We start from the raw sequence: 13,009 nt of genomic DNA, 5'->3' as shown, positions 1-13,009 counted from the left end.
TTGAATGCCTTGCCTTCACTTGTTGTCCATCAGGCTTCTGGTTCCCATTCAGGTGGTCCCTTGTAGCCATACCACGCCATATCGGGTGCACTGCCATACACAGCGTTTTTCACCTTGATCCAGATCTGATTGCCCCAGTCGTGATGCCAGTAAAAGATGGGGTCATTGGTCATGTCCTCGGCAAACAGGGCCCAATGCAGGAGCCGTCGGTTCCACAGGCGTTCATCTCTGTCATCAATGGCACCAGTCAGTAACTGGCGCTCAAAATAATCTGTAGCGCTGACATCGCTGTATTCTTCAAAATCCGAGCCCATGTTCAGCCATTTGCCTGATTTTCGATCACGCAATACCACGTCTATCGACGAACCCGTGCTGTGTATGGGAAAGCTGCGCGCATCCCTGGGGTCAAAATTTCGTGGGTCACGTAGGTAGCCAAGTGTTTGCTGGCGCAACTCTTCTTCACTGGCATCTGGTCTGGCCGCATGTGCGCGATCCCAGTAATACGCCCACAAGCCGCGCTGGCATTCTATGGAGCGATAAGCGTCCAATATGAAAAGCTCAACGCCAAAGGATGACAGCACCGCATTCGCACGTGCCAGTTTTTCTGCGAATGTTTTTCTTAGCCAGCCATCCTTGCGACTTCCTTTGATACGCTTGCAATACGGTGAATTCTGACCGTTATCCATCGCATGCCATGAAGAAAAAGCCAAACCATAATCACGCACATTGACCAGTTCTTCCGTGAACAAAGGAGAACTGGTGTCCAGCGGAATCTGGTAATGCGGCAGTCTTATCTTGCTCAGATCAGCCAGCGGAATCTGGTATTGAATGTCATACATGTCTTGATCCTTATATTTTAAACCGGGCAATTTCTTCAGATGTCTATGGCCAGACTGATCTTCAATGATGCTGATGTTCAATGGTGAGCAACTGCATTTTCTCTTCGAAAATGGAATTCAGGTAACGCTTCTCCGCCTGTGCCAGCGAGAAAATTCTTTCTTTCGTCCCTGGTTCAAGCAAGGAAATCAATTGATAAAAATTATCCATACTCTCGGCAAATAATCTGGACAGGCAGCGTGTCGTAGGCGTTGTCTGCTCATCGTTGAGAATGGCTGCAAAGCTTTTTATATCATTGATGCCATGTTGATTGATTTCGAATTCAATCTCGGGATGTCGCCGCGCAAGCCCGTTTTCCAGTTTGAAGATGTACAACCAGTAACTGTCTTTGACTGCAGCCGCATCCAGTGTCTGTTGCATGAAATATTGCTGGGTGCCAGTAACATATATATCGTTGATGGTAATCACCTTGCGCTGACAGAACTGCTTCATCTGAACATCACTATCTGCCATGGCCTGTGTTTTTTGTCGTTGCTGCACACGCTGTGCCAGTTGGCTTTTGCTGTAATTATTTGTCAGATCAAAATCATCCTGGCTGTTCACCGCGATTTGCTGCTGGTTTAAACGCGGTTCCAGCAAGCTCAGGCTGAACCCCTGTAATTGCAATAAGGCGTGTACGCGCCTTGCCAATAAATTGGCAGCGGAAGGCAGATGATAAAAAGCGGGTGCCGTAATCACCCAGTCAACGGCAATATCTCTGGTGTCTGTATCAGCGTCCTGCTGCATAATGTTTGCTGCCAGACAGCTCAGTTTTTTGCTGAAAAAATCGATCTGCTGCCATTGCCCCAGTTTCATGCCGGGGTAATGGCGGTATAAATCTGCATTAAATCGCAAGGGCAGGGAGCTGATTTCTTCCAGACACATTATCCTGCTGCGCACCTCATGCGGATCATTTTTCAGATTCAGCATCAGGCCAGCACTTTGTTCCAGACATGATTGGAAGGCACTTCACCTTTGCCCAGGGGCGGCAATAACTCTACGGTAAAGTTTTCTTCCAGTGGTGCTACCCAGATCCGTGATGACAGATTCACCTTGTAGAGTTCAAATAATTTATCATCATCAGCCTTGGTTTCGCTGTAAACGCGACGGTCTATCAATTGATAGAACTCATCCGGTACGAAATCTTCGTTCAGCATGACGTGGGCAGTCTGCTTGCCATCGCTGACCCACCATTCGAATTTCATCTGACTATTGCAACGGCTGACACAGTTATCGTTTTCCATTACGGTCAGGTTGCCTTTGTCGGCGCAGTGGGTTACATAGTTCAGCGAATCAAGCACACCGGGGCCAGGATGGGCACTGACAACAACCAGATTATCTCTATGCCATAACTGGTCGCGGGACAAGGCCAGCGCTGCCACCTGCATGGCGCGGTAACCGACGGCAGTTCCCCACCAGAGCGAGCGCTGATGTTTTGCAGTGGCTTCCTGATAATCAAGTGTCAGCACCTTGCCCTGATCAACGATACGTATCAGCAGGCCTTGTGCCGGGATATACTCTTTGGATGAAAAACTGGTCATGGCATTTCCTTTTTTGCGAAAAATTTTCAATATCGATATATGGCGATCAGCAGATGCGCGGCAACTGTTCACCAACCAGCATGTCAACAATGCGCTTGCCACCAAACAGGGTCTGCATGTGCACACGTCCTGGCCGTCCATCGTGTAAAACGGTACCTATGTCTGCTGCATCCTTGCCCAGGGCATGTCCGCGCATGGCTGTCAGGGCAGCATCGGTTTCTTCCGCAGGAACGACCGCAACCAGTTTTCCTTCATTAGCCAGGTATAAAGGATCGAGGCCAAGTATTTCGCAAAAACCTTTTACTTCTTGCCTTAGCGGCGTCTTGGTTTCGTGAATTTCTATGGCGCATTTCGACGCGTCGGCAATTTCATTGAGGACAGATGCAATCCCACCGCGCGTTGCGTCACGGATGAAGCGAGTATGTGGTGCGGCTTTCAGCAAGGTCTGTATCAAATCATGCAGGGGAGCGCAATCACTTTCTATGGGACTGGTCAAATGCATGTCACCACGTGCATTCAAAATCGCTGCACCATGATCACCCAAAAAACCATTGACCAGGATATGGTCACCAGCCTGCGCCTGATGGGCACCCAGTTTATAGTCCTGGTGAATCACCCCTATGCCTGCGGTATTGATGAAAATCTTGTCGCAACTGCCGCGTCCCACTACCTTGGTATCACCGGTGACGATAGTCACACCGGCTTCCCTTGCCGTGTCAGCCATGGATTTGACGATCTGACGCAAGGTGTCAACCTGCATGCCTTCTTCTATGATCATGGCGCAGGTCAGGTACAGAGGTGTGGCACCGCCTACGGCAAGGTCATTGACAGTTCCGCAAATTGCCAGCTTGCCGATGTCGCCGCCGGGAAAGAAGATGGGGTCAATGACATAGGAATCCGTCGTCATGGCCAGCCGGTCACCCAGTTTCGCCAGATCACTGAGCTGGAAACGGGCCTGGTCTTCCAGTGTGTTCAGGGCAGGATTGCTGAAGGCATCGATAAACACATCGTCAATCAGGTCGCGCATGGCCTTGCCGCCACCGCCATGTGCCAGGGTAATGACCGAACTGACCAGTTTGCCGCGCCTGGTACGGATATCTGTCACGTTTGCGACCGCCGCCGCGCTGTCAGGCGGGGCGAGATTTTTTTCTATCATGTTCATAGACTGGTTTCCTCAAGCTGATGTATTTTGATACTGTCTTTGGGGGCGCCACCATATTGATAATAGGCAGCGCAGGCACCTTCACTCGACACCATCAGTGCACCCAAAGGTGTTTCCGGGGTACAGGCCTTGCCGTAGACCTTGCATTGCCAGGGCTTGATAGCGCCTTTCAACACTTCACCGCACTGACATGATTTGGGGTCGGCGATGGTGACCGAGGGCAGGGAGAATTTTTTCTCGGCATCGAAGGCCGCATATTGCTGGTTCAGTTGCACGCCTGAATTATCGATCGAGCCCAGGCCACGCCATTCAAAGAATGGTCGCAATTCAAACACCTTGCTGATAGCTTCCAGCGCCATCCGGTTGCCATGTTCTGGTACCACGCGGTTATACTGATTTTCAATCCGCGCTTCACCCACATGCAATTGCTTTAACACCATCCACAGGGATTGCAGGATATCCAGGGGTTCAAAACCCGATACCACCACAGGGCGCTGATAGTGTTCAGCGATGAAACCATACGGTTGATTGCCTATCACCATGCTGACATGGCCCGGGCCAAGAAAACCGTCGAGTTGCAGGTCTGGCGAATCGAGCACGGCCTTGATGGTGGGGATAATCGTAATGTGGTTGCAGAATAAAGAAAAATTACGTATGCCTTCTGCCTCGGCCTTTAGCACCGTCAGGGCGGTGCTGGGCATCGTGGTTTCAAAGCCCAGGCCAAAGAAAACCACTTCCTTGTCAGGATGTTTTTTCGCTATGCTGAGTGCATCCAGCGGCGAATACACCATGCGCACATCTGCACCCAGGGCCTTGGCCTGCAGCAGGCTGCGCTTTGAACCAGGCACCCGCATGGCATCACCAAAGGTGGTCATAATGGTGTCTTTTTGTTCGGCAATGGCCACACAGTCATCCACACGTCCCATGGGTAATACGCATACCGGGCAACCGGGGCCGTGTATCAGTTCCAGGCTGGCTGGTAACATGTTTTCTATGCCATACCGGAAGATGGAATGGGTATGCCCCCCGCAGACTTCCATGATGTATACCGGACGTTTCAAATCTTCTGACAGCTCATCAGAGATCCGTGTAATTTCCCGTATCAGGGATTTGGCTTTTTCCGGGTCGCGAAATTCATCAACGTATTTCATGTTCGGCCTCTGTATCGTGATTGGTTTTATTGCTCAAATAGCCGCGCTCATCCGCCAGCAGGGTATGTACCAGGTCCCACAGGACGTGATAGATCGCTACATGGCATTCCTGGGTACGGTGTATGCTGTCGGAAGCCACGACCAGGCAATGGTCCAGTTCCATCGCTGCCATTTCACCACCGGTACCACCTGCCAGACCTATCGTGACTGCACCGATTTTCTTTGCCTGCGCAAAGGCCCTGAGCAGATTGTCTGAATTGCCGCTAGTGGAAATACCTATCAGCGCATCATTTTTCTTCATCAGATTGGCGACTTGTCGTGCATAGACATGCTGGTACCCGACATCATTGGCAATCGCTGTCATCACTGTTTTGTCACAGCTCAGGTCATAGGCAGGCAATGCGGGGCGTCCGGTGGTGACTGGATGTAAAAATTCTACGGCGATATGTGAGGCATCCGAACTGGATCCCCCATTACCCATGGTAAATAGTTGGCCCTGTTTTTTATAGATGCCGGCAATTGCATTTGCACAATCAACGACTGCCTGTTGATGAGTGGCAAAGAAATGACTGATCACACTCTGGTGTTGAGCCATTTTTTGTTCTACGGAGTCCAGTAGCGCCTGGTTCATGCTGACAGTATCAGATTTCTTTTTAGTGAGAAACGGATACAGTGCTTGCAGGTGGCTGGCATTTTCAGTATTGGTCATGACGCTCTCATTGATAAATTCTTGCTTGCTTCAGGAGTCACCTTCCTGCATGGCGACCAGTTCTTCCTGCATTTGCCCCAGTTCATTGAGTATGGCCAGCGTTGCCCTGGCTTCTTCTTCATCGATCACGCTCATGGCAAAGCCCACGTGTACCAGCACCCAGCGATTGACCAGTTCGTGCAGATTTTTCCCATCCTGGGCAACACAACTAAGGTCGACGGCGCGTTGTATGCCGCCTACATCCACGATGCCAAGCAGTTGCCCGACATCACTGATGCTGACAATTTTTCCTGGAATTCCTAAACACATAATGTTTCCTTCATGGTGAGATAGCGTGTTGGGTAAAGTTTTTCTGCCTGAACGAATAATCTTCTGCCATAAGTCTTGCTGTTGTTTGTGCCGTTCGTACTGTTGCTACCGTTGGTATTGTTGATACTGTCACTAATTCGAGGGATCGGGCCGCTGCAATCGCTGCCTGGCCAAGTGCTATTCCACCATCATTGGAAGGCACCAGCGTATGGCTCAGGCAGTTGAATTGCTGTTCACGTAAAGACATTTCCAGTCCTGCCAAAAGAATCGCGTTTTGCATACAGCCGCCGGATAGCACCACATCCTTAAAAACATGTTGCTCACGCAAAGCGCAGACCATTGCCGTAATGCCTTTGATCAAGCCAGCATGAAAACGGGTCGCGATAAGCGAGGCTGACAGGCCTTGCTGCAAGTCACCCAGCAACTGTGGCCACATGCTGGCGGCGTTCAGTTCAAAGAGCTTTTGCGTGGCTTCAGTTGAAGCTGGTGAACTAGCGGGTTTTTCTATGCAAAAGTCATAGGCTGGGTAAGTTGCCTTGCCTGCCAAACAGTCAGCCAGCAGGTTTTTGTCGACCAGCATTTCCAGTTCCATCGCCGCCTGGCCTTCAAACTGGACTTGTTGTCTATGCAGGCCGACCGCAGCGGCTACCGCATCAAACAGGCGGCCTGTTGAACTGGCAAGTGGGCAATTCATGCCACTTGCCAGCATGTTTTCCAGTATGGTGATGGGTTGCTGGCTAAAGAATTTCGCCAGATCAGTATCAGAAAATTGCTGGATAAAGGTATCCCATTGCATACCATTCAGAATATGTGCATAGGTGTTGCGCCAAGGCTGTCTGATAGCCTGTGCTGCACCTGGCATGGCGACCGGTTTGAAGCGCGCCAGTCGCTGGAAGTTGCGGTAGTTTGTCAGCAAAAACTCACCACCCCAGAATTGCCCATCGTCACCCAGGCCCAGACCGTCAAGAGCAATACCCAAAACCGGTGGATGCGAGAGTGCAATCTGATTCTCTGCCATGGCACTGGCGATATGTGCGTGATGATGCTGCACCGTGCTTACAACAGACGGCAGCAAGTCCGGCACATCGTGCGCGAGTTTGTTGCAGACGTATTCGGGATGCATGTCCTGTGCCACTTGGACAGGCATCATTTCAAACAGTCGCTGGTAGAGAGCCAGATTATGTTCATAATCATCCAGTGTGCTGATGTCTTCCAGATCCCCCTGATGTTGTGACAAGATGGCCGTGCCTTGTTTGACCAGACAAAACGTGGATTTAAGTTCTGCGCCATAAGCGAGTATGCCATCCACTTTTTCAAACCCTGCTGGCAGTGGTATTGAGCGTGGCGCATAACCACGCGCACGTCGCAGGATACGGGCCTTACCTGCGACGCAACGCACGACAGTATCGTCAATGCGATTGGCAATATCCCGGTTATGGCAAACGATCAAGTCGGCAATGCCCGCCAGTTTTTCTAGTGCTTGTTCATTGTCAATGATCTGGGGTTCACCTGACACATTGCCGCTGGTCATCACCAGTGGCCGTCCAAATTGCTGACAGACCATATGGTGCAACGGCGTGTACGGCAACATGAAACCGAGCAGGTGACTGCCAGGCGCAATGTCTGCCGATAAAGCTGGCACATCGGCATCAGTGATCTGTCTGGCTTCCAGCAGGACGATGGGCGCAGCAACGCTTTGCAGCAACTCTGCTTCCAGTTGATCAACGGCACAGTATTGCTGTATGCAGGCAAGTTCATGCGTCATTACAGCAAAAGGTTTGGCATAGCGCTGCTTGCGCTGACGTAAAGCCTGAACGGCATCGTGACTGGTCGCGTCACAGCACAAATGAAAACCACCCAGGCCTTTGATGGCGACGATTTTTCCATCTTTCAGGGCCTGATCAATATGCTGCAACTGTTGCGCGATTCTATCCTGATAGCCATCTATATCTGTGCTGCTACAGTGCACCAGTAATTGCCCCGTTTCATGCAAAAACAACTGAGGACCACATACATGGCAGGCTATGGGTTGGGCATGAAAGCGGCGATCCAGCGGATCATCATATTCTTTTTGACAGGCCGGGCACATGGTAAATGCCTTCATGGTCGTCCGTTCGCGATCATAAGGAATACCCTCAATGATGGACAGGCGGGGCCCGCAATGTGTGCAATTGGTAAATGGATAGCGATAACGGCGTTCTGCTGGGTCCATGGTCTCGGCCAGGCAAGACTTGCAGGTGGCTGCATCAGCGACTACTTCGGTACGACCTTGCGTATGGGTGGATTGCGTAATGCGAAAATCCTCATATTCCCAGGCTTCACTGACGGTCTCGGTAGAGATGGAATCAATTTTTGCCAGCGGTGGTGCTTCGGCTTCCAGTCGCTGCAAAAATTCACTGATATCGTTTTGCATGCCTGACAGGCGTATCAGTACGCCATCGGTATCATTTGATACTTCACCATGTAACTGGCATTCCAGCGCAAGACGGTAAACTGCTGGACGAAAGCCCACACCTTGCACGGTGCCTTTCACGCGTATCTCCTGATTTTCCACAACAGATGACATACCCGGGCCTCAATACTGTGACACTACCTGCGACAGACAAATACGGGACCATCCTGGCCCCGTATTTAAAGCTGCTTACTTCGGATACAACGGGATGAGCGTGTTGTAGATATGGCTGACTACTGTATTCGCCGGTTGCCCCGCCGGTTGTGATTTATTGGAATGGCAGCTAAAGCAGTTTGATCCATTGATCTTACTGCTCGTGCCCTGATCGTAAGTTTCCAGTGTCGTATTGTTGAGCAGATTGGTACCTACCTGATTGGTGGGAGTGACCGTTTGTCCACCAATGGTCCAGGTTGCGCCTGTCATCATGTAGTTGGTGCGCAAATCGCCTTTGATCAACTGGCTGAGTACACTGCTGTTGGATGAAATGACCTCGGTATTTTCCAGCAACACATTGGTGGCATCCGAACCTGTACCCCAGGCTTTCCAGCGCAGGGTATCGCTGGGGCCGATAGGTGCGCTGGTGTTTGCGGTAATATTTGGTGAGGACGTGAAATTGGCAAGTTGTACATTGGGTGTTGCAGATTTCAGCGATGAAAACAGCCAGGTACCGGTAGTATTTTGTGCTACATTTACCGTTGTACCACTGGTGTTTGTGTAGCTATAGGCCGCATTGGGTGTATTGCTGACATGTTCAAAAGTCGCCCATATCATTTCTGGATGGCCTTTGGCACTTCCCACGACGTGCATGCCGACCAGGGCAAGTACGACGGATTTGGTTTGTCCAGTAGGTATCCAAAGCTGAGTATTGCTCTTGTTATATAAAGGTACGGTACTGGTGACAGTGACATAGTTACTGGCTTTCAGGCCCAATGCATCCAGCCCGACGACATCTATCCATGATGTTTTTACTTCCATCGCCAGTGCTTCAGGTGCCGGGAATTTGGTTCCTTTTGACGCAGCATAGGCAATCACTGGATCCAGTTGCGCCTGGGTAGTGGGGAATACGTTGGTGGGGTTGGGAATGACGCCATTCGCGACACCCGTCTGGAAATAGGCGAAAACATCGTTGACCATGGTGGCGTAATACACCAATGACTGATTTTGACCGACCAAAACGCCCGACAAACTACCGGCCTGACCTTGGGTAGGTTCTATGGTATTGCCGAGACTGTCAATGAAGACTGTTTTGCCATTCACCTGGAAGCCTTGCACCATATTTTTTGTGGCAGTGCTGTCCGCAGTCAACAGCCTGGGCGCGACGCGGGCGGCCAGTGTTGTGTCCATGGTCACTTTGCCTGGCAAGGTAATTTTTTTGTCATTCGCATCAAAGAACGTTGGCTTCTTGCCGTCTTGCGCTTCTACGCGGTTAATTTCAACTAGTTTGCCAGCGCTATTGCGTATCAGAGATTGGCCTTTCTCCGTTTGTGGTGCAGGTAAAACCTCAAACATGCGGCCATCTTTGCTGGTGAGAAGTTGCAATCCATTTGGACCAGCCTGTGCACTGCGGATATTCAACAAGGGCAGGGGCAGGTCGGGTTGATTTTGCGTATAGGTGCGTTTTCCCTGGTTATTTGCGCCGGATACGTTGTAGAAAATCGGCGAATTGAAGACCAGGCTCTTGCCACCACCATAAGTACTTGGGGCAGGTGATGTCAGCCACAAAAACATCTGTTCTGACCATTGATAAAAGCTACAGTCACCAGTATTCGGAAAGGTCACACTGTTGGCCGGGTTGACCGCACCGTTCAGCGTAACCGTTCCGCCAAACCAACTGGCAAACGTTTGTGGCGATACGGCACACAAAGGTTTTGCATCTTGCGGCACCGTTACCTGTGCCTGCGCAAGGCCACTCAGCAATGGCGTCACTGCCACCAGCGCGCATCCCAGACATGTTGATATGACGCGATTGCGCCGGCTTGCTGCCACTAATCCGCTCATTGTATTTCTCCCTGTTTTGAAGGCGAGAGGTGTAATTTTCTCTCGCTTGTGTTTCATCAGACTACGAAGTACAGACCCAAGACACACTGCTAATCAGCCTGGTATTACCAAGCGAAATGGATGGCGATATTAAGCAACGATTAAGTAAAGATTGAGCAACGATTAAGAAGGCAGCCAATACCCGGCTACCGACAGAAAATCGATGACAACAACTACGCGCTGTTTTAGAAAACGCTTGAAATGTTTAAATGGAATGTAAAAAATGCAATTAACGATTAAATAGTAATTTAACATGCATTTTGAATAATTGCTTAATTAATGTTTAATTATTTTCTTTTTTGCTACGCTAGCTTGCCGACAGGCAAATGCAAGCTGAACGCGCACATCAAAAGTGCATCGATATGTCATTCTGCAAAGAAAAAGAAGGGGGATGTGGCAAGAGCTGCCTGATGTCAGCAATGTATCAGGCGGGATTCCAGATGGTTCAGCGGCAACAGATTTGTTCTGTTGCCGCTGCCAGATCGGTAATGTTTTTTTGGGAAACTGTATCGATAGTGAATTGATTCAACAAAAGCTGAATCAGAGATCTACCTTTACAGATAGTTTAATCAGCCTGGGCATGCCAGATGCCAGACGCGTACCGGCACCAGCCCAGTAACGTTTGTCCCCTGCGTTTTCAACGTTGATCTGCCATGTAGTCCGCTTGCCCATGGTTTGTGTGACATACCGGCTGCCTGCACTGAACAGTGTCACGCCGCCGAGATAAGCCTGATTCAAATCATTCACAGGACGACTGCCGTTATAGTAGGCACCAGCATTTACAGACAGTCCAGGCAGCGATTCAAATTCATATGACAGGAAAGTGCTGGCAGTCTGTTTGGCTGCATTTTCTGGTGCCTTGCCATTGTAAATAGTACTGATTTTTTGAAACTCCGGGCTCAGGAGCTGCAAAGAGGTTTGCCATGACAGTTGACGGCTCAGTTTTCCTTGTGTTGACAACTCGATGCCGCGATAACGCTGTTCACCATCAGCGACAAAAACATTGCTGGTATTGGTGTAGTAGCCAGGGCGGGTGATATCAAACAGGGCAGCAGAAACCAGGGTATTGCCAGCAGTCAGCCAGCGCAGGCCAAATTCTTTTTGTTTGCTGACGCCGGGTGCCAGGCGTACATTCTGGTTCACCGTGCCAGTCGGTCCCGGCTCGCCTTCCTCCAGACCTTGCGCTGCCGAGGCATAAAAAGACAGGGCAGGGGACAGTTTGTAAATGACAGATGCCATGGGTGTGGTTTTGCTCACATCATAGTGGCTGGTGCCCTGATTACTTTGGTAGCTGGCCCGGCGTATGCCCACCACACTTTGCCATTGCGGCGTGATTTCTATCCGGTCAAGCAGATACACGCCGCTGTCGCGCGTATCCAGGGCAACCGTTGTCGGGCTGGTAGGTATGGCACCAAAAGACACGGTTGTAATGGGTGTCGGGTCATACAGGTTTTGTGCGGCAATCGTATAATTACTCTGATAAATAGGATCCTGGGTTTTGGTGGTACGTGTTACCCCAAAAGTCAGTTCATGTTTCAGCATACCTGTCGCCAGGCTCCCCGCGAGTTCTGCGCGTATCAATTTCGATGCTGTCACCTGATGCTGCAGGTTGCCGGTAATGCGGCCAGCGCCGGTGCTGACGGCAGCAGTATTATTGAAACGAAAAATTGGCAGGCTGCGGTCACGTGCGGTTTCTGATGCGCCCGTTTCCAGGGTGAAGGCCCAGTCATCAGTGATGGCGTAGTCGGCACGCAACTGCGCATTGGTGGTCCTGGTTTCAAACCTTGCCCATTCAGGACCGATCAGACGTGTAGGGTCAACCGCTATCGGCAGCGGAATGACGCCGTTGACAACGGTTGGCAAGGCGACGCCAGCCTGCTCAATGAGTTTGCGTTTGTCGTATTCAAAATCGGCTTTCAGCAATAGCTGCTTGTTGACGCGCCAGTCCAGTGCGGCAGAGGCAAAACTGCGGTTACCGTTATTTGCCTTTTCAAGGTAAGGTCCCAGCGTACCTCCTGCGGCATTGACGCGAATACCATATTCCTGTTCTGCGCCAAAACGACGGCCAAGATCAACATTGGCAATCGCGCTGCCATTCTGATCTGCCATCAATCCAATGCTGGTGACGGGGGTGCTGCCGGCACGTTTGGTCACAAAATTCACCACTCCGGCCGGAGAGGTAAAGCCGTAATACAGTGCCGATGCACCTTTCAGGACTTCTACCCGTTCCTTGTTTTCCATCGATATCTGGGAAAAATTCATGATGGGAAGCGAGCCATTGAGGCGGTAATTAGTACGGTTTTCAACTGCGATACCACGAATCACCAGTTGGTCCCAGGTGTCGCCACCGTTTTGCTGTCGGGTGACACCTGCCGTATTGCGCAGGGCATCATATAAGCCGGCGGCAGCCTGCAGTTCCAGCAAATCACGCGTAATCACATTCACTGTTGATGGTACATCCATGATATTTGACCCGCGAAAACTGCCTGCGGCTGTGCTTTTGGGGAGGAAACCATCCGCCCTGGTGCTGGTGATTTTCACTGCCTGCATGATGCTGTCATCTGCTTCCTGCGCAAAGGCCGCGTGTGGGGCATAGGCGATAGATAGCAAGGCTACGACAGGAAGCAAGGTATTCGGATGACGCTTGGGCATGATGCAAAAACTTTCAAATTAGATGGCAATAAGCTGCGGATGACATGTGACTTGGCTCTGTGCAGAGCAAAAAATCAGCATGAAATCAGAATTCAGATAAAGAGGGATGTAATACGGATG

The 13,009-nt window shown here is 50.6% G+C and carries 10 protein-coding genes; all 10 read right to left on the bottom strand.

Going from position 1 to position 13,009, the window contains the following annotated elements; genetic code table 11:
• Window positions 1-29 precede the first annotated feature (29 nt).
• On the bottom strand, window positions 30-839 hold the full coding sequence (locus H8L32_RS06870; RefSeq protein WP_186946437.1) for a M15 family metallopeptidase: 810 nt from the start codon (window positions 837-839) through the stop codon (window positions 30-32).
• Window positions 840-900: 61 nt separating this feature from the next.
• The gene (locus H8L32_RS06865; RefSeq protein ID WP_186946436.1) at window positions 901-1,806 is read right to left on the bottom strand and encodes a phosphoribosyltransferase family protein; all 906 of its coding nucleotides are present in this window, start codon (window positions 1,804-1,806) and stop codon (window positions 901-903) included.
• Window positions 1,806-2,417: a hypothetical protein gene (locus H8L32_RS06860; RefSeq protein WP_186946435.1), complete on the bottom strand. Its 612-nt coding sequence runs from the start codon at window positions 2,415-2,417 to the stop codon at window positions 1,806-1,808. The genes H8L32_RS06865 and H8L32_RS06860 overlap by 1 nt, the downstream gene beginning before the upstream one ends.
• A gap of 46 nt (window positions 2,418-2,463) precedes the next feature.
• Window positions 2,464-3,579 carry a hydrogenase expression/formation protein HypE gene (hypE, locus tag H8L32_RS06855; RefSeq protein ID WP_329605157.1) on the bottom strand — a complete coding sequence of 372 codons (1,116 nt, stop codon included), beginning with the start codon at window positions 3,577-3,579 and terminating at the stop codon, window positions 2,464-2,466.
• Complete coding sequence (gene hypD / locus H8L32_RS06850) at window positions 3,576-4,730, bottom strand: hydrogenase formation protein HypD (RefSeq protein WP_186946434.1); 1,155 nt, start codon at window positions 4,728-4,730, stop codon at window positions 3,576-3,578. Before hypD ends, hypE begins: the two co-directional genes overlap by 4 nt.
• Window positions 4,717-5,439 (bottom strand): D-sedoheptulose-7-phosphate isomerase, encoded by a 723-nt coding sequence (locus H8L32_RS06845; RefSeq protein WP_186946433.1) that lies wholly within the window; start codon window positions 5,437-5,439, stop codon window positions 4,717-4,719. The genes hypD and H8L32_RS06845 overlap by 14 nt, the downstream gene beginning before the upstream one ends.
• Window positions 5,440-5,469: 30 nt before the next feature.
• Window positions 5,470-5,748, bottom strand: coding sequence for a HypC/HybG/HupF family hydrogenase formation chaperone (locus H8L32_RS06840; RefSeq protein ID WP_186946432.1), 279 nt, complete (start codon window positions 5,746-5,748; stop codon window positions 5,470-5,472).
• 10 nt (window positions 5,749-5,758) lie between these two features.
• Entirely contained in the window at window positions 5,759-8,281 is a 2,523-nt protein-coding gene (gene hypF, locus H8L32_RS06835; RefSeq protein WP_222619254.1) for a carbamoyltransferase HypF, read from the bottom strand.
• Between the two features lie 108 nt (window positions 8,282-8,389).
• A complete protein-coding gene (locus tag H8L32_RS06830; protein ID WP_186946431.1) occupies window positions 8,390-10,198 on the bottom strand; it encodes a hypothetical protein in 1,809 nt (602 codons plus the stop codon).
• Window positions 10,199-10,777: 579 nt separating this feature from the next.
• Window positions 10,778-12,889 (bottom strand): TonB-dependent siderophore receptor, encoded by a 2,112-nt coding sequence (locus H8L32_RS06825; protein WP_186946430.1) that lies wholly within the window; start codon window positions 12,887-12,889, stop codon window positions 10,778-10,780.
• Window positions 12,890-13,009: the final 120 nt, after the last annotated feature.

The organism is Undibacterium hunanense (genome assembly GCF_014284335.1).
Classification (GTDB): Bacteria; Pseudomonadota; Gammaproteobacteria; order Burkholderiales; family Burkholderiaceae_D; genus Undibacterium; species Undibacterium hunanense.
Note: the sequence above shows the minus strand (reverse complement) of the source record. Positions and strands in the feature narration are given on the sequence as shown.